The 17128-nt window shown below is 62.4% G+C and carries 19 protein-coding genes; 2 read left to right on the top strand and 17 right to left on the bottom strand.

The features are described 5' to 3' along the window. Positions 1-139 precede the first annotated feature (139 nt). The 13 genes from pdxJ to rpoE form a co-directional block, all read right to left on the bottom strand. Positions 140-874 carry a pyridoxine 5'-phosphate synthase gene (gene pdxJ / locus JMJ54_RS06760; RefSeq protein WP_203537182.1) on the bottom strand — a complete coding sequence of 245 codons (735 nt, stop codon included), beginning with the start codon at positions 872-874 and terminating at the stop codon, positions 140-142. Positions 875-929: 55 nt separating this feature from the next. Beyond that, on the bottom strand, positions 930-1691 hold the full coding sequence (gene recO, locus JMJ54_RS06755) for a DNA repair protein RecO (protein ID WP_203537181.1): 762 nt from the start codon (positions 1689-1691) through the stop codon (positions 930-932). A gap of 8 nt (positions 1692-1699) precedes the next feature. Continuing rightward, complete coding sequence (era, locus tag JMJ54_RS06750; RefSeq protein WP_203537180.1) at positions 1700-2635, bottom strand: GTPase Era; 936 nt, start codon at positions 2633-2635, stop codon at positions 1700-1702. Positions 2636-2669: 34 nt separating this feature from the next. Continuing rightward, positions 2670-3371, bottom strand: coding sequence for a ribonuclease III (rnc, locus tag JMJ54_RS06745; RefSeq protein ID WP_203537487.1), 702 nt, complete (start codon positions 3369-3371; stop codon positions 2670-2672). Between the two features lie 7 nt (positions 3372-3378). Then, positions 3379-3741, bottom strand: coding sequence for a DUF4845 domain-containing protein (locus JMJ54_RS06740; protein ID WP_203537179.1), 363 nt, complete (start codon positions 3739-3741; stop codon positions 3379-3381). Between the two features lie 35 nt (positions 3742-3776). Next, positions 3777-4730 carry a signal peptidase I gene (gene lepB, locus JMJ54_RS06735; RefSeq protein WP_203537178.1) on the bottom strand — a complete coding sequence of 318 codons (954 nt, stop codon included), beginning with the start codon at positions 4728-4730 and terminating at the stop codon, positions 3777-3779. 21 nt (positions 4731-4751) lie between these two features. Continuing rightward, positions 4752-6545: a translation elongation factor 4 gene (gene lepA, locus JMJ54_RS06730; protein WP_203537177.1), complete on the bottom strand. Its 1794-nt coding sequence runs from the start codon at positions 6543-6545 to the stop codon at positions 4752-4754. A 63-nt stretch (positions 6546-6608) separates the two neighbouring features. Further along, positions 6609-6857 (bottom strand): glutaredoxin family protein, encoded by a 249-nt coding sequence (locus tag JMJ54_RS06725; RefSeq protein ID WP_203537176.1) that lies wholly within the window; start codon positions 6855-6857, stop codon positions 6609-6611. Further along, positions 6854-8281 carry a DegQ family serine endoprotease gene (locus tag JMJ54_RS06720; protein ID WP_238999929.1) on the bottom strand — a complete coding sequence of 476 codons (1428 nt, stop codon included), beginning with the start codon at positions 8279-8281 and terminating at the stop codon, positions 6854-6856. Before JMJ54_RS06720 ends, JMJ54_RS06725 begins: the two co-directional genes overlap by 4 nt. A 56-nt stretch (positions 8282-8337) precedes the next feature. Next, a complete protein-coding gene (locus JMJ54_RS06715) occupies positions 8338-8799 on the bottom strand; it encodes a SoxR reducing system RseC family protein (RefSeq protein ID WP_203537175.1) in 462 nt (153 codons plus the stop codon). A gap of 11 nt (positions 8800-8810) precedes the next feature. Then, positions 8811-9800, bottom strand: coding sequence for a MucB/RseB C-terminal domain-containing protein (locus tag JMJ54_RS06710; RefSeq protein ID WP_203537174.1), 990 nt, complete (start codon positions 9798-9800; stop codon positions 8811-8813). A 6-nt stretch (positions 9801-9806) separates the two neighbouring features. Next, positions 9807-10331 carry a sigma-E factor negative regulatory protein gene (locus JMJ54_RS06705; RefSeq protein ID WP_203537173.1) on the bottom strand — a complete coding sequence of 175 codons (525 nt, stop codon included), beginning with the start codon at positions 10329-10331 and terminating at the stop codon, positions 9807-9809. Between the two features lie 20 nt (positions 10332-10351). Next, positions 10352-10963 carry an RNA polymerase sigma factor RpoE gene (gene rpoE, locus JMJ54_RS06700; protein WP_229797425.1) on the bottom strand — a complete coding sequence of 204 codons (612 nt, stop codon included), beginning with the start codon at positions 10961-10963 and terminating at the stop codon, positions 10352-10354. 197 nt (positions 10964-11160) lie between these two features. Between rpoE and nadB the strand changes: the two genes are divergently transcribed. Together nadB and JMJ54_RS06690 are read left to right on the top strand one after the other, a co-directional pair. After that, positions 11161-12747 (top strand): L-aspartate oxidase, encoded by a 1587-nt coding sequence (nadB, locus tag JMJ54_RS06695; protein ID WP_203537172.1) that lies wholly within the window; start codon positions 11161-11163, stop codon positions 12745-12747. Continuing rightward, positions 12747-13910, top strand: a complete 1164-nt coding sequence (locus JMJ54_RS06690; protein WP_203537171.1) for an AAA family ATPase — start codon at positions 12747-12749, stop codon at positions 13908-13910. The genes nadB and JMJ54_RS06690 overlap by 1 nt, the downstream gene beginning before the upstream one ends. Positions 13911-13970: 60 nt before the next feature. Here JMJ54_RS06690 and JMJ54_RS06685 read toward each other — a convergent pair whose 3' ends face one another. The 4 genes from JMJ54_RS06685 to hutW form a co-directional block, all read right to left on the bottom strand. Next, positions 13971-14372 carry a hypothetical protein gene (locus JMJ54_RS06685; protein WP_203537170.1) on the bottom strand — a complete coding sequence of 134 codons (402 nt, stop codon included), beginning with the start codon at positions 14370-14372 and terminating at the stop codon, positions 13971-13973. A gap of 168 nt (positions 14373-14540) precedes the next feature. Beyond that, the gene (locus JMJ54_RS06680; RefSeq protein WP_203537169.1) at positions 14541-15173 is read right to left on the bottom strand and encodes an SDR family oxidoreductase; all 633 of its coding nucleotides are present in this window, start codon (positions 15171-15173) and stop codon (positions 14541-14543) included. Continuing rightward, positions 15161-15697 (bottom strand): heme utilization cystosolic carrier protein HutX, encoded by a 537-nt coding sequence (hutX, locus tag JMJ54_RS06675; RefSeq protein ID WP_203537168.1) that lies wholly within the window; start codon positions 15695-15697, stop codon positions 15161-15163. Before hutX ends, JMJ54_RS06680 begins: the two co-directional genes overlap by 13 nt. Positions 15698-15715: 18 nt before the next feature. Next, complete coding sequence (hutW, locus tag JMJ54_RS06670) at positions 15716-17056, bottom strand: heme anaerobic degradation radical SAM methyltransferase ChuW/HutW (protein ID WP_203537167.1); 1341 nt, start codon at positions 17054-17056, stop codon at positions 15716-15718. Positions 17057-17128 lie beyond the last annotated feature (72 nt).

Below are 17128 nucleotides of genomic sequence, written 5' to 3'. Positions count from 1 at the left end.
GTCAGGGTCTGGCCGGCGACACACTGGTTGCGCCGATCCGACAGGCCCCGGCGCAATACATCATTGAATGCTGATACAGATGCCGTTACACCACAAGCACCGGTTTCCCTTACAGCGATACCAAACGAAGCAGTACCACTCAGCGACGTGCTGCAACCATCAGGGCCTTCATCTCGCGCACGGCTTCCTTCAGGCCCACGAAGACCGCGTGGCCGATGATGGCATGGCCGATGTTCAACTCGCGGATCTGCGGAATCGCGGCGATGGCCTGGACGTTATGGTAGTGCAAGCCATGCCCGGCGTTGACGATCAAACCCAGCGATGCGGCATACTCGGCAGCTTCGCGCACCCGGGCCAGCTCCGCATCGCGCGCAACCGGCGTATGGGCGTCGGCGTAACGCCCGGTGTGGATTTCGATCACCGGTGCCCCCAGATCGTGCGCCAGCTTGATCTGTTCAAGATCCGGGTCGATGAAGATCGAGACACGCATGCCGGCCTCGGAAAGGGTGCGCGTGTAATCGCCGGTTTGCTTGGCGAAACGTTTGACGTCCAGCCCGCCCTCGGTCGTCACCTCTTCGCGCCGCTCCGGTACCAGGCAAATGTCCTGCGGCGCAATTGCCAGCGCATGCTCGAGCATTTCCGTAGTCAGCGCCATTTCCAGATTCATTTTGGTCTGGATGACGGCACGGATCAGCTTCACGTCCTCGTCGCGGATATGGCGACGATCTTCCCGCATGTGCAGCGTGATCAGGTCGGCGCCGGCCTGTTCGCACAGTTGCGCGGCGAGTACCGGGCTCGGGTAGGTCGTACCGCGCGCATTGCGCAGCGTTGCGACGTGATCGATGTTCACGCCCAGCTGGAGATCGACTGCCATCTATGGTTCCCGTTCACGCCGGCAGCACGCCGGCAAAAAACGCAAAGTGTAGCGGCTATAGCGTCTGCAGGTCGATGAGCAATTGCCGGGTATGCAACGGCGCATCGGCAAGCAAGGGGGCGAACGCCAGCCGCATCAGCAGCTTCGCCTGCGCCAGCACACGTTCGTCGGCAAAGTTTCCCGCCTCGATCGCCAACAACGCTGCAGCATCGAACTGCGTCGCACCGTCCCGCGCCGGCACCACGCCCAGACTGGGTTCGAAACCGTAACGCCACGTCGGCTGGAGCGGGGTGCTGTCCGCAAGACAGCCCAGCGCCGGCGCATAGCCCAACACCCGCAGCAAGCTCAGCTCGAACGTGCGCAGCACCGGTTCGACCGCAGCCTTGTCGTTGCCGGCGTGACCCAGCTGTCGGATCGCGTCGAAATACGCGCCGAACAGCGCCGGATGCGCATCCTCGCGCGGCATCAGCTTCATCAGCAGTTCGTTCAGGTAGAAACCGCACAGCAGCGGCAGGCCGCTCAGCTGTGGCAGCCCGCCCTGCCATTCGGCTGCGTGCAGGGTCTTGACTTCACCGGCACCGAACCACGCCAGCAGGATCGGCTGGAAGGCCAGCAGGCTGCCGCGCAACTGAGAACCCGGCCGCTGCACGCCACGCGCCACGATCATCACCCGCCCATGATCGCGACTGAAGACGTCAAGCAAGCGGCTGGTTTCCCGGTAGGCGTACTGATGCAGGATGAACGCCGGCTGTGCGTCGATGCGCGGCACCTCGCCGGCCGGCTTGCGCCGCGGCTTGCGGGCAGGCTTGTCAGCCATGAGGCGATTTACTCGAAACCGTACTGACGCAGCAATCGGGTATCGTCGGCCCAGCCGCTCTTGACCTTGACCCAGACTTCCAGATAAACCTTGCCGTCGAACAGCTTTTCCATGTCCTGACGCGCTTCGGTACCGATGCGCTTGAGCCGCTCGCCGTTCTTGCCGATCAGCATCGCCTTCTGGCTGTCTCGATCGACCAGTACCGCTGCGTAAATGCGCTTGAGCGTGCGGCCGTCCTTCATTTCTTCTTCGTCGAATTTTTCGATTTCGACGGTGATCGCATACGGCAGCTCGTCGCCCATCATCCGGAAGATTTTTTCGCGGATGATTTCGGCAGCCAGGAAACGCTCGCTGCGGTCGGTCACCTGATCTTCGTCGTACATCGGCGCCGAATGCGGCAACAGCGGCTCGATGGCCTGCAGCAGCACGTCGAGCTTTTGCTTCTTCTGCGCCGAAATCGGCACGATGGCCGTGAAATCGTGCTTCTGCGCAACCGACTCGATGAAGGGCAGCAGCGAAGCCTTGTCCTCGATCTCGTCGACCTTGTTGACGACCAGCAACACCGCCTGATCCTTCGGCAGCAGCTTCAGCACATCCTCGTCCTGCTGCGTGAAACGGCCGGCCTCGACGACGAACAGGATCGCGTCGACGTCAGCCAGCGTCGTCGTCACGCTGCGATTCATCGCCTGGTTCAGTGCATTGCGGTAACGCGTCTGGAAACCCGGGGTGTCGACGAACACGAACTGGGCGGACTCGTTGGTCAGCACGCCGGTAATCCGGTGGCGCGTCGTTTGCGCCTTGCGCGAGGTGATGCTCACCTTCATGCCGATCAGATGGTTCATCAGCGTCGACTTGCCGACATTCGGCCTGCCAATAATGGCGACAAAACCGCAGCGATAATCTTCGGCCGCCGATTCTTGCGGCAGCATCAATTCTTCAGTCATGGAATTCTCCGTACAGGGCGCACGGCCCTGCAGCTTAGAGGCGCTTGCCCGGGTGACGTTCCCGCAGCAGCGCCAGTGCCGCCGCAGCGGCTTGTTGTTCGGCATTGCGCCGGCTCGGGCCTTCAGCGCGCGCTTCGACCTGCAAACCGCGAACGAGGCACACCACCTCGAACACCTGGTTTGGCGATTCGCCGTCCTGGCGGGCCAGTACATACTCGGGCAAAGGTTGGCGGCGCGCTTGCAGCCACTCCTGAAGCCCCGTTTTCGGATCTTTCAGCGCCTGGGCCGGATCAATTTTCGCGACCCGGGAGGCGAACAATGCGGTAATGACACGCTCGGCCTCGGCGAAACCGCCGTCGAACCAGATGGCGCCGAAAATGGCCTCGAGGGCATCGGCAAGGATGGACGGGCGGCGGTGACCGCCACTCTTGAGCTCACCCTCGCCGAGCGACAGGTAATCGCCCAACTGCAACTCGCTCGCCACCTCGGCCAATGCCTCCTGGCGCACGAGACTGGCTCGCAATCGCGACAGTTCACCCTCGGTGAGCTGCGGAAACGCCAGAAACAGCGTGCGGGCGATGACGGCATTCAGAATGCTGTCACCGACAAATTCCAGACGCTCGTTGTGCGTCGACGAATAGCTGCGGTGCGTCAGCGCCTGCTTGAGGCGTTGCGGCTCCTGAAATGAATAACCGAGCACCTTCATCAGGCGCTCGGCAGGCAAAACAACAGACATTGAAGGTTTACTCGGCGCCGGAACCGGCTGCATCCACGTTGAAATCGAACAACAAGCTGACGTTGGCAACGACAGGCACGACCTTTTCGTAACCGACGCTGATCGAGGTTTTCCCCCCCGCCTGGACGATCTGCAGGTCCTTGCCCGAGACCGCCTTGATGTCGCTGATGTTGGCATGCTTGTCGAAGGATTCACGGATCGTCGCCGCAGGCTGGGTCCCCTGCTCCTTGGCTACACTGCTGACGGCCTTCTTCACGTTGAAGTACTCGACATAAGCCGGCACAACCTTGAAAAAGACGATTGCCGCCGCGGCGATAAAGCCTGCAACGATGATGAAACCGAAAAACGACAAACCGCGTTGCTCGCGCATTGATGAATCTCCCCGTTCTCGTCCGGTGGTCCGGATCACTGGATTTTGGTGCCGATGCGATTCAGCTGCTTGAAGTTGAACCACACCAGGAACGCCTTGCCGACGATGTATTTGTCCGGTACGAAGCCCCAATAGCGACTGTCAGCGCTGTGGTCCCGGTTGTCACCCATCATGAAATAGTAACCATCTGGCACCTTGCAGCTGAAGCCCTCGTCATCATAGCGACAGTTTTCACGGAACGGAAAATCGCGTACTTCGGCGAGATTCACCTCCGGAACATCCATTTGCAGCGTGTTGTAGACATGCTCGCCGAGCTTTTCGGTGAACTGCTGATTGTCGATCAGATACACGCCTTCGGCGTACTGCAACTGCCCCGCCGAGTCCGTCGGCACCGGCTTGCCGTTGACGGTCAACTTCTTGCTCCGGTATTCGATCGTGTCACCCGGCGTGCCGATCACCCGCTTGATGTAGTCGATCGACGGCTTTTCCGGGTAGTTGAACACCATCACGTCGCCCGGCTGCGGTTTGCCGACCTGTACGACCACATTGTTCAGGATCGGCATGCGGATGCCGTAGGCAAATTTGTTCACTAGGATGAAGTCACCCACGACCAAGCCCGGTCGCATCGAACTCGATGGAATCTGATACGGCTCCACCAGAAACGACCGCAGCAGGAAAACGGCCAGAATGACCGGGAAAAAGCCGCGCGCATACTCGACCCAGTCCGACGGGCGCGCTTCACCGCGCTTTTTGGCCAGAACGAACTTGTCGAGGAGCCAGACGACGCCGGTGACCAGCACGAAGATCAGCAGTGCTGCGGCGATCGAAAACAGCTGCACCAGCAGGATGAAGGCACCGACGATGGCGGAAAGGAAACCGTACTGAACCAGTTGCGGCGGTTCGTTGTTCTTGCGTTCGTGCTTGGCGCCTAGCCCGATCAGAGCCGGACCGAGAATGAGCAGAATGACGCCGATCACATACCAGTTCATGCGGTTTCCCTTGTTGCGTTGTTATTTGTCGCTGACCTGCAGGATGGCGAGGAAGGCCTCCTGCGGGATTTCAACGTTGCCGACCTGCTTCATGCGCTTCTTGCCCGCCTTCTGCTTTTCGAGCAGTTTCTTCTTCCGGGTAATGTCGCCGCCGTAGCACTTGGCCAGCACGTCCTTGCGCATCGCCTTGACGTTTTCACGCGCGATGATGGTCCCGCCGATGGCCGCCTGGACTGCCACATCGTACATCTGGCGCGGAATCAGTTCGCGCATCTTGCTGACCAGTTCGCGACCACGATACACACTGGTGCTGCGGTGAACGATCAGGCTCAACGCGTCGACCTTTTCGCCGTTGACGAGCACATCCAACTTGACCAGATCCGCGGCCATGAACTCCTTGAACTCGTAGTCGAGCGAGGCATAGCCGCGCGATACCGACTTGAGCTTGTCGAAGAAGTCCATCACCACTTCAGCCATCGGCATATCGTAGGTCAGCATGACCTGCCGGCCCATGTACTGCATGTTCCGTTGCGAACCGCGCTTCTGGTTGCACAGCGTCATCACAGCACCGACGTAATCCTGCGGCACGAGGATGGTCGCGGTAATGATCGGCTCGCGAATCTCTTCGTACTTGGTCTGCTCCGGCAGCTTGGACGGGTTCTCGATATGCGTGACGGTACCGTCCTTCAGCACCAGCTCGTACACCACGGTCGGCGCCGTGGTGATCAGGTCCATGTCGAATTCGCGCTCGAGCCGCTCCTGGACGATTTCCAAGTGCAACAGGCCGAGGAAGCCGCAACGGAAGCCGAAACCCAGCGCCTGCGACACTTCGGGCTCGAAGGCCAGCGCGGCGTCGTTGAGCTTGAGCTTGGTCAGCGAATCGCGCAGCGACTCGTAATCGTGGGACTCGATCGGGTACAGGCCGGCAAACACCTGCGACTTCACTTCCTTGAAGCCTGGCAGCGGTTCAGCAGCGGGCGTCTTGGCCAGCGTGATCGTGTCACCGACCTTGGCCGAAGCCAGCTCCTTGATGCCCGCGATGACGAACCCCACTTCACCGGCGCGCAGCACGTCGCGCTGCAGCGATTTGGGGGTAAACACGCCAACCTGCTCGCACAGATGCTGCGCCTTGGTCGACATGAACAGAACCTTGTCTTTCGGACGAATTTCGCCATCGACGACGCGCACCAGCATCACCACACCGACGTAGTTGTCGAACCACGAGTCGATGATCAGCGCCTTGAGCGGCGCGCTGGGATCGCCCTTGGGCGGCGGGATCTTGCTGATGACTTCTTCGAGAATGTCCTCGATGCCGATGCCCGACTTGGCCGATGCACGCACGGCGTCGGTCGCTTCGATACCGATAATGTCTTCGATTTCCTGTGCCACGCGCTCGGGTTCGGCCGCCGGCAGGTCGATCTTGTTCAGCACCGGACGTACTTCCACGCCGAGTTCGATCGCGGTATAGCAGTTGGCAACCGTCTGCGCCTCGACGCCTTGCGAGGCGTCGACCACCAGCAACGCGCCTTCACATGCCGACAGCGAACGGCTGACTTCGTAGCTGAAGTCGACGTGCCCCGGGGTGTCGATCAGGTTCAGGTTGTAGACCTTGCCGTCGCGCGCCTTGTATTGCAGCGCCGCAGTCTGTGCCTTGATGGTGATGCCGCGCTCTTTCTCGATATCCATCGAGTCGAGCACCTGCGCACTCATCTCTCGCATTTCGAGGCCGCCGCAGAACTGGATGAACCGGTCTGCCAGCGTCGATTTGCCGTGGTCGATGTGGGCGATGATGGAGAAATTGCGGATGTGATCCATAGAACCTGTTGTTACGAAAAAAGGGCACGCAGCGCGTGCCCTGTATCAGCCAATCGCCTGATTTTACCGGATTTTCGCCCGCCAATCATCCAGCGCTTGCACATCGAGGTGATAGTGGCAGATTTCGACGCCATCCTCGTTGGTCAATACCGGCACCAGCTCGCCATACAAGGCTTCAAGCGCGTCGTTGTCGTCGATATCGATCCACTCGACGGCAAAGCCATGCTGTTCGGCCAAGGGCTGCAGCTGGTCACGCATGGTCAGGCAGAGGCCGCAATATTCGCGGCCGAACAGTTTGAGCACAGGTTTCACTTGGCCGGCGCCGTCATCGAAATGAAGATCGTTGCGCCGTCGCGCATCACGCGCAGGGCCACCGATTCGTTCGGTTTCACCGCACTGAGCATCTGGCGCAGCTGCTGCATCCCGGTGATGTCGGTTCCGCCAACACCGATGATCACGTCACCGCGCATCAGGCCGGCCTTGGCCGAAGCGCCGGTTGCCGACTGGATGGCCAGGCCGTACTTGATGCCGAGCGACTTCAGCTGCTGCGGCGCCAGTTCACGCAAGACCAGACCAAAACGCTGGCTGTCTTCCTGCTGCGCGTTGCCGCCCTTGTATTCGCGCACCTTGTTCGGACCTTCGACGCTATCGAGCAGGCCGATGGTCACCGACAGATCGCGCGCCGCGCGGTCACGCCAGATGCCGATCTTGACCGTGGTCCCGGGCTTGGTCGCCGTCACGAAGCGCGGCAGGTCGCCGGTGTTGTTGATCGGCTGACCGTTGTACTTGAGCACGACGTCGCCCGGCTTCAGGCCGCCCTTGGCCGCCGGGCCTTCCTTGTCGACCGACGACACCAGTGCGCCATTGGTATTCGGCAAGCCGAAGCTCTTGGCCAGATCCTCGTTCAAATCCTGAACCGCGACACCGATACGACCACGGGTCACCTTGCCGGTCGCCTTGAGCTCATCGGCCACTTTCATCGCCACATCGATCGGGATCGAGAACGACAACCCCATGTATCCGCCCGAGCGGCTGTAAATCTGAGAATTGATGCCGACAACCTCGCCCTTCATGTTGAAGAGCGGACCACCCGAATTGCCGGGGTTGATCGCTACGTCGGTCTGGATGAAGGGCACGAAGGTTTCATCCGGCAGATTGCGGCCCTTGGCCGAAACGATGCCGGCGGTCACGCTGTTTTCCAGCCCGAACGGCGCGCCGATGGCCACGACCCACTCACCGACCTTGAGCACCTCGCTGTTGCCGAGGTCGACCTTCGGCAAGCCGGTGGCTTCGACCTTGAGCAACGCGACGTCGGTCCGCGCATCGGAACCGATGACCTTGGCCTTGAACTCGCGCTTGTCGGTCAGCTTGACCTTGATCTCCTCGGCATCGGCGACGACGTGCGCGTTGGTCAGGATGTAACCGCCACCATCGATGATGAAGCCCGAACCCAACGATTGCACCTGACGCTCGCGCGGTGCGCCGGGCTGCTGCGGCAGCGCGCCCGGCGGCACAGGGAAGCCGAAGCGGCGGAACAGGTCCAGCACGTCGTCGTCACCACTCCATTGCTGCTGCTCTGGCTCGCGCACCTTGCCGGTCGTCGAGATATTCACGACGGCCTTGCCTTCCTTTTCGACGAGTTGCGTGAAATCAGGCAGGCCGGACACGGCAGCCGCATTGGCGGAACCGAAACCCAGCGTCAAAACTCCGGCTGCAAGCCAGCGAGTCATCTTCATGGTCAATCACCCATTGTTATGAGAATGAAACAGACACAACGTTGAAATGAAGCAATCTAGTCGGCGGAAGAACAGCCGCGCGGCGGCGGCGTACGGCCATGGCGGGATACGATGATCGGTCCCCGGTCGGCAATGCGGTGCCGCGTCACTCGCAACCACGCAAAAGCGCCGCAAAACCCGATCGCAGCACCGACGACCTCGGCAAGCGGCACACCGGGCGCCAAGAAGCGGCCGAGCAGCGCACCAAGAATGATCGCCACCAGCGGCAGACCATAGGCCCACAACGCCGACTGCAACAGCGTGCGTTCTGTAACGGCCACTTTGACATACTCCCCTTCCACGGCACCAAGGGGATTATTAACGCGATACTGCTGCTGCGCCTGGCCGAACATGCGGCTGATGGCCACCGAACGGCAGCCGGTCTGCGGATCACAATTGCCGCAAGGCGTGTGCGGCCGAATCACCACCCACGCATGCGATGCCTCGGTCCGGACCACCTGCGCTTCGGTATCGATCATTGAATCGGATGTTATTTGTCGTTGCCGCGCGGAGTGAAGGCCTGACTGAAGGCCTGCACCGTATCCGAGGGCACTTCGCCCAGCGCGGTGACCATATAGCCCCCGATCTGGCGCGAATAAAGACTGATGCCGTTCTGCTGCGTCAGCCCTTGCGGCATGCGCGGATCGATCGGCTCGATGAACACCGACACCGTCACCAGTCCGTCGCCGTACAGGTAATGCAGTACCGGCTTGTTCTTGCCAGGCAGATTTCGCTTGAGCTGGCGGAACAGCTTGAACCCAGGCGGCAAATCGTTGATCTGCCAATGCGAGTCGGCCACCACGTTTTGCGGCAGCTGTTCGAGCACCACAGGCCGTACCGGATTGACTGGCTTGAGCAGCCGCTTGTCGAGCGCGCCACCGATGTTGATCTGCGAGAACGAGAAGATTTCGGTGACTTCGCGACGTGCACCATACATCACCGTTTTGAGCATCAGGCCGCTGCCACTGTCTATCCAGTAGCGATGCGGAAAACGGTAACGGTCGCGCGGCTCGAAGTCGTAGATGTCGGCGTCCAGTCCGGCAACGCGCTCACGGCCGATCTTGCGGATCTGGTAATTGCCGAGCAACTCGTCGGCCTGATCCGGGAACTGCCTGGGAAACATCTTCGAAGTATGGCGCCGATCCAGCGTCACCGGCCGTGCATCGGGGGTGAATACGCTGATCAGGTCACCATGACGCAGATATTCGAGTTGCGGCCCATCCAGCGACTCCCGCCGCTCGACATCGGATCCACCACCACCCTGGTGGAAGACCCGATAACTCTGCATGAAATTGTGCCGCTGCTGGATGTAGATGCCCTGAAAGGTCAGGGTCTTGGGCGCTTCGGTAACACGGTGGACGAGTTGACTGGCCTGCGCTTGATCAAGCAGCTCGCCCGACGATGACGCTGCGATCGCGGAAAGCGAGGATCCTGCGAACAGCAGACTACCGGCAACGAGCCACCCCTTCAGTTTCATCATTGACGTTTATCGTTGTGGAACTTGATAGGAAATCGAGACCATGTCCTGGCCGGCGAAAGGGCTGCCCGCATCTTCACGATGGGCAACCAGATAATCATGGATGCGGTCGGCATCGACATTGACCGTTTCATTGCTGGCCACACGCTCGATCGCGGCAGGCGCACCGGGCACCGGCGAGGTCACGCTCATGCCACCGGTATAGGCCTGCCAGCTGGCAACCCCCACGAAAGCGATCGAGGCTGCGGCCGAAAACGGTACGAGGGCACGCTTGAGGAACGAACGCTTTCGCTTCAGCGCGTGCGGCGCAATGACGACCGGTTCTGCGGCCAGACGGGCCGAAAAACGGGTCATAAAATCGGGGGAAAGAATCGGATGATCGTGCATGGCGTCGCTGATCAGCTGCCAGTCTTGCAGGTCCTGCGTCAGTTCACCGTCGGCATCCAGTTGCCTCAGCACCGCGGCGCTGTTCGCAGTATCCAGCTCGCTGTCGATCAGCGCGGACAAATGCTCTTTCATGTCGATTTCCTTCATTCGCGTTATGTCCTGAGCCCTCACCATCGCCGGTCCTTGCCGACCGTTGCCAGAAGAGGCCGCAGTTTAGTCGCGATCGCTTCGCGCGCCCTGAAAATTCGTGAGCGAACCGTACCGATCGGACAATTCATCACGCTGGAGATCTCTTCGTACGACAGGCCTTCCATCTCGCGCAGCGTGATGGCGGTTCGCAACTCCTCCGGGAGCGCATCAACCGCCTCGTTCACCGTAGAGACAATCTGCCGATTCGATAGTTCAGACTCTGGCGTATGAAAGTCCGGTATTTGTGCCGCTGCGTCGAGGGTCTCGCCCTCCTCGTCCTCGTAATCCATTGCCAGCTGCGGTCGCCGGCCCATCGATGCGAGATAGTTCTTCGCAGTATTGATCGCAATCCGGTAAAGCCAAGTGTAAAACGCCGATTCGCCCCGGAAGGACGGCAAAGCGCGATACGCCTTGATGAATGCCTCCTGCGCGACATCCTCGATTTCGGCCGGATCGCGAATCAAACGCGACAGGAGACGGGCGATCCGGCGCTGGTACTTGATCACCAGTAGCTCGAACGCCCGCTTGTCGCCGGCTTGTGCCCGGGCGACGAGTTCCGAGTCGAGTTCCCGTTCCGTCCGTTGTTCCAATGCGTACTCCGTGTTCGGCCTGCGCGCTGTTTTCGCGCAGTTGAAAAAGCCAAATGGGGGCGAATCCATCCATTTCAAGCCACAAGCCGGCAGCGCGGCCGGATTGTGCCCGCCGCGTCCCGGCCGCGCAAGCTGCAGCGGCACCGGGCTCTGATGTAACATTTGCCGTTGATTCTGACTTTACGGCGTAAGTGACGATGCGGCAATTCGACGTACTGATTATCGGCAGCGGTCTGGGTGGCATGACCATCGCGCTGCACCTGGCCGACAAGCTCAAGGTCGGCCTCGTCACCAAGCGCGAACTGCGCGACGGCGGTAGCGGCTGGGCCCAAGGCGGCATTGCCGCGGTGCTCGACGATCAGGACAGCATCGAGCTGCACATCAAGGACACGCTGGTCGCCGGTGCCGGCCTGTGCGAGCCCGAGTCGACGCGCTTCATCGTCGAGCACTCGAAAGAAGCCATCGACTGGCTGATCACCATGGGCGTGCCGTTCACGCGCGACGACTCCGGCGAAACCAATTACCACGGCTACCACCTGACCCGCGAAGGCGGCCACAGCCACCGCCGCATCATCCACGCCGCCGACGCGACCGGCGCGGCCGTCATCGACACGCTGGCGACCAAGGTGGCTGCTCACCCGAACATCACCGTGCTCGAGCACCATATCGCACTCGACCTGATCACCGACACCAAGCTGGGCAAGACCGGTAACGCCAACCGCTGCCATGGCGCCTACATCTACGACATCGATGCCGACCGCGTCGATACCGTGCTCGCGCAACACACGGTGCTTGCCACCGGCGGTGCGGGCAAGGTGTATCTATATACGACCAACCCGGACGTCGCGACCGGCGACGGCATCGCCATGGGCTGGCGCGCCGGCTGCAAGGTGGCGAACATGGAGTTCATCCAGTTCCATCCGACCTGCCTCTACCACCCGCACGCGAAATCCTTTCTGATCACCGAAGCGGTGCGCGGCGAAGGCGGCATCCTGCGCCTGCCGGACGGTACGCGCTTCATGCCCAACCACGATGAACGTGCCGAGCTGGCGCCGCGCGACGTCGTCGCCCGCGCCATCGACTTCGAGATGAAGAAAGGCGGTTTCGACTGCGTCTACCTGGACATCAGTTACAAGCCCTCAAGCTTCGTCAAGGAGCACTTCCCGAACATCTATCAACGCTGCCTCGAACTCGGCATCGACATCACCAAACAGCCGATTCCGGTCGTCCCGGCCGCGCACTACACCTGCGGCGGTCTGGTCGTCGATCGCGCCGGGCGCACCGATGTCGACGGGCTCTATGGCGTCGGCGAAGTCAGTTACACCGGCCTGCACGGTGCCAACCGGCTGGCCAGCAACTCCTTGCTCGAATGCATGGTGATCGGCAAGGCCGCCGCCGAGGACATTCTGGGTGCCGGATTCCACCCCGTACCCGAGATTCCAGAGTGGGACGAAAGCCGCGTCACCGACCCGGACGAGGAAGTCGTGATCGCCCACAACTGGGACGAGCTGCGCCGCTTCATGTGGGACTACGTCGGGATCGTCCGCACCAACAAGCGGCTCGAGCGCGCCCAGCACCGGATCGAGCTGCTGCAGCACGAGATCGACGACTACTACAGCAATTTCCGTGTTTCGAACGACCTGATCGAGCTGCGCAATCTCGTCACCACGGCCGAGCTGATCGTCCGCTCCGCGCTGGCGCGCAAGGAAAGCCGCGGCCTGCACTACAGCCGCGATTACCCCGGCCTGCTCACCGAATCCAGACCGACCGTTCTCAACCCCTGATGCTGACGACGCTCGCGATCGCCAATTACCGTTCGCTACGCCAGCTGATCCTGCCGCTCGGGCGTCTGAACGTAATCACCGGCGCCAATGGCAGCGGCAAGTCGAACCTGTATCGCGCCCTGCGCCTGCTGGCCGAAACCGCGCAGGGCCGGGTGATTCCGTCGCTGGCGCGCGAAGGTGGCCTGCCGTCGACGTTGTGGGCCGGGCCGGAAACGATTTCGCGCGCGATGCGCAGCGGTGCGACCCCGGTCCAGGGGACGGTGCGCAACGAGCCGGTGCATCTGCGCCTGGGTTTCGCCAGCGACGATTTCGGCTATGCAATCGACATCGGCATGCCCGAGCCGGTGCCGAACTCGCTGTTCGGCCTCGATCCTGAAATCAAGCGCGAATGCCTGTGGGCCGGCCCGATCCTGCGCCCTGCCGCCCTGCTCGCCGATCGGCACGGTCCGCTCGTCAAGGTGCGCGATGCACGCGATTGGCGGGTACTGACCCGCAACATCGCCGGCTTCGACAGCATGATGCTGCAATGCGCCGATCCGCTCCTTGCGCCCGAGGTGCTGCGGCTGCGCGAACAGATGCGCTCGTGGCGCTTTTATGACCACTTCCGCACCGATGCCGACGCTCCGGCGCGGCAGGCGCAGATCGGCACCCGCACGCCGGTGCTGAATCACGACGGCAGCGACCTGGCCGCCGCCCTGCAGACCATCATCGAAATCGGAGACGAGGCCGCGTTGCACGCCGCGATCGACGATGCATTTCCGGGCTCGACGATCGAAATCACCTGCGAGCGCGGCCGCTTCGGCGTCGGCATGCGCCAGCACGGATTGCTGCGGCCGCTGTCGAGCGCCGAACTCTCCGACGGCACCCTGCGCTACCTGCTGCTCGTCGCCGCGCTGCTGACGCCGCGTCCGCCGACCCTGCTGGTGCTGAACGAACCCGAAACCAGCCTGCACCCGGACCTGCTGCCGGCACTGGCACGACTGATCCAGCATGCCGCGCACGATACCCAGGTGATCGTCGTCTCGCACGCCGCCCGGCTGATCGCCGCGCTGGAGCGTCACGGCGACTGCAACTCGCTGATGCTGGAGAAGGATTTCGGCGAAACGCAGATCACCGGCCTCGAGGACCTGGCACGCCCGCCCTGGCAGTGGGCGACACGATAACCGGGAGGCCCCGGGAATCGGAATGAAAAAACCGGCCAAGGGCCGGTTTTCTGTTCGAACCTACCAGCGGAACGTGGTTTGCTTTCCGCCTTTGGTGCCGAGCTGCAGCGACCGGGTCTGCGTTTGCCCATCGTTGCTGGCACTGACGCTGTACCGGCCAGCCGGCAGTTTGGCGTAGAAGTACGGCCCGGTGGACTCGGCGTCGAGCACCGCTTCGCTTTTGGCGTTCTTGACGACAACCCGGGTACCGCTGAGGTAGTGACCATTGCTGCCGACAAACAGCAGATGCAGGTTGTAACTGCCCTGCACGGCCCTGAGCGCCGCTACCTCCTCGTCACCGACGCCGCCACTGACATACGACACATTGCCCTGCGTTTGCACCGGCAATGCTTCGGCCCACACGGAACCGGCGAGCAATACCGCCAAAAACCCGATGCTGAAAGCACCTTGCACTCTGGTCATACGAACCTCCTTGCCGCATTGAAGCAGCCCGGGACGGCCGCGTACCTGCAGCCGGCCCATCTTGGGTAAGAGCCGGATACGCGCAAAAGGTTGCAAGCGGACACCTAAAGGCAGGCCGACCAGCCTGACGGTTGCGGCCTGCTCTGCAGACCAAGCGGTGTCAGCGACTCAAGCCGGGCAGGCCGGATCGACGACGCTGATCGCACGGCCGATGGTGGCCGGGTCGACCAGACAATCGAGTACCACGGCAGCCACGTCCGCACGGCGGACGAAACCATGGGCCTCGGCGTTCTCGATCCGCTGCGGACTGCCCAGCGCCGGGCCGTCGCGCAGGCCGCCGGGGCGGATGATCGTATGCTCGAGCCCGCTGGTCCGCAACCATGCCTCGGCCAGCGTCTTCTCGCGTACCGCACCACCGAAGCCCTTGCGCGAACGTTCGGACAGGTGTGGCCAGGTTTCGCTGCCACCGAGCGAGGTCACCAGTACCAGCCGCTTGAGGCCGGCACGCTCGGTTGCATCGATGACATTGCGGTTGCCGAGGTAGTCGACCGAAACACCGGGGCCGAAGCTGCCCAGCGTGGTGACGACGTCCGTGTCGGCGGGCAGTCCGGCCAATGCCGCGCCGACCGCATCCGCGTCGAGCGCATCACCGCGCACGACGTCGACGCCGATCGCCTCGAGCGCCGATGCATCACTGCTTTCGCGCAGCAGCGCACGCACCGCCCGACCCTGCGCACGCGCCTGTCCGGCCACTTCCAGCCCGACGCCGCGACTGGCGCCGAATACGATCAATCCCCGCACGATCCTTCTCCCTTGCAACCGCCGCAGCACGTTTTTGCCGCAGCCAAAGCGCGGAAGCGTACCAGTTGTTCGGCATCCAGGCTTTTGTCCTTGTTGCGCCGGACGAAGACCTTGTACATCGCCTCACCGTCCGGATTGAAGAAAATCACGCTGGCCGTGGCAAGGCCCATGAACGGGCGCTCGACCAGCGCAATCGTGCGGCAGCGGCTGGCGCGAATGTGGCCGCTGAGCGCGCCACCCCCGCGCAGGTTGAAAAAGCCGTGCGCCGAACGGCCGACCGGCACCCGGCCATGGAACTCGAGAATGGCATCGGCGCTGTGCGTCAGCAGCGTGACGTCGCCCCAGTCGCTGATTTCAGCCATCACGTCGGCAAAACGGTCGCCGGGCAGCAGCGTCCGCATGGGTTCGGGCAAGGCGGTCACGACGTCGAGCAGGCTGGCGTTGAACTCGGCAGCCAGGTTTTCAAGAATGCCGTCGGCATCATCGGCAAGGCGTTCGGCAAGCGACAGGTTCAGCGTATTCATGATGGGGACTCCGGATGGTCAGGCCGCGCGGGCGGCAGGAAGGGTTGCGGCGACGAGCTGCGGGATCAGGTCGTTCAACGCGGCGTGCAGGTTGTTGGCCCAGAAACGGCCGCGCGGCGTCAGCCGCAGTACCGGGCCAGCATCGGCCAGCAGGCCCGTCTCGTGCCAGTTGCCCAGCAGCGGCTGCAGCCGGGCGATCAGCGTGGCGGTGTCGTCGACAGGCAGGCGCGACAGATCCAGCCGGCCACGCTCGATACCGCCGGTGACGGCTTCGCGCGCCGGCTGCCAGGGGTCGCTGAGGGCCAAGTGCGACAGCGGCTTCAAGCCCGCATCGATCTTTTCCTCGTAGGCGGCCAGCGTGCCGTCGACGACGTAGCTGATGCCGTGTGCGCTGCCGCCGCCGCCGGAGCCGAACGCCAGACAATCGGCGCCGTCTTTGATCAGCTGGTTGTACAGATTGCGTTCGCGCGTCGTCCTCGCCCAATGGCTGTTGGACAGTTGCTGCCAGCCTGCTTCGGCCAGCCGCCCGAGGCCGGCGAGGTACATGCGCTGGCGTTCCTGCGGCGTCGACAGGCTGCGCCGTTGTAGCTCGACCGCTTTCGATAGCGGCGTCGTCGGCAGCAGGTTCAGCGCATACAGGTCGACGCCGTCGAGTGGCAGCGCGCAGACGGTCTCCAGATCGCGCGCCCACACGTCGTCGTCCTGATCGGGCAGCCCGAAGATCAGGTCGCAAACCACCGCTGCGCGGTCGCGCGCGGCCAGCGATTCGAGGAAGGCAATCGCCTGCTCGCGGCTCGCCTGCCGGCCCAGCCTTTGCCGAACCCGGGTGTCGAAGCTTTGCACGCCGATCGAAAAGCGGTTCGCGCCGGCATCCAGACAGGCGTCGATCCGCGCATCGTCGAAGTGGCGGATCCTGCCTTCGACGGTGATTTCGGCATCCGGCGCCAGCGGCAGATGCGTGCGCAACGTGGTGATCAGCCGGGCCAGATCGGATGCGGCCAGTGCCGATGGCGTGCCGCCGCCCAGATAGACCGCATGGATCGGCGCACTCCCCACCAGCGCCGTATCGGCCTCCCTTTCGATTTCGGCAATCAGCCGGTCGGTATACGGGCGGGAGGCTTCCTCCTGCCAGCGGTTCTGGTAGAAACCGCAAAACAGGCAGTGATTGGCGCAGAACGGCACATGCACGTAAGCCAGCCCCTTACGACCGTGCCGTGGCCTGCCCTGCAGCTGGCGCCATGTCGTGGCGTGCTCGGATGCGTCGATCGGCGTGCGGTGTCGCCACGGCATGACGAGTGCGCGCTTTGGAAAGGCCAGTTCGCCCGTTTCGGCAAACCAGGCGTTGAGTTCTGCGGACATGCCGGCTCCTGGGCTGTGGGATCAACATGCCGACCAATCTAATCAATAATCATTCTCGTCAACGAGGTTAAG

It is taken from the genome of Jeongeupia naejangsanensis, from assembly GCF_016865585.1.
Lineage (GTDB): Bacteria > Pseudomonadota > Gammaproteobacteria > Burkholderiales > Chitinibacteraceae > Jeongeupia > Jeongeupia naejangsanensis.
Note: the sequence above shows the minus strand (reverse complement) of the source record. Positions and strands in the feature narration are given on the sequence as shown.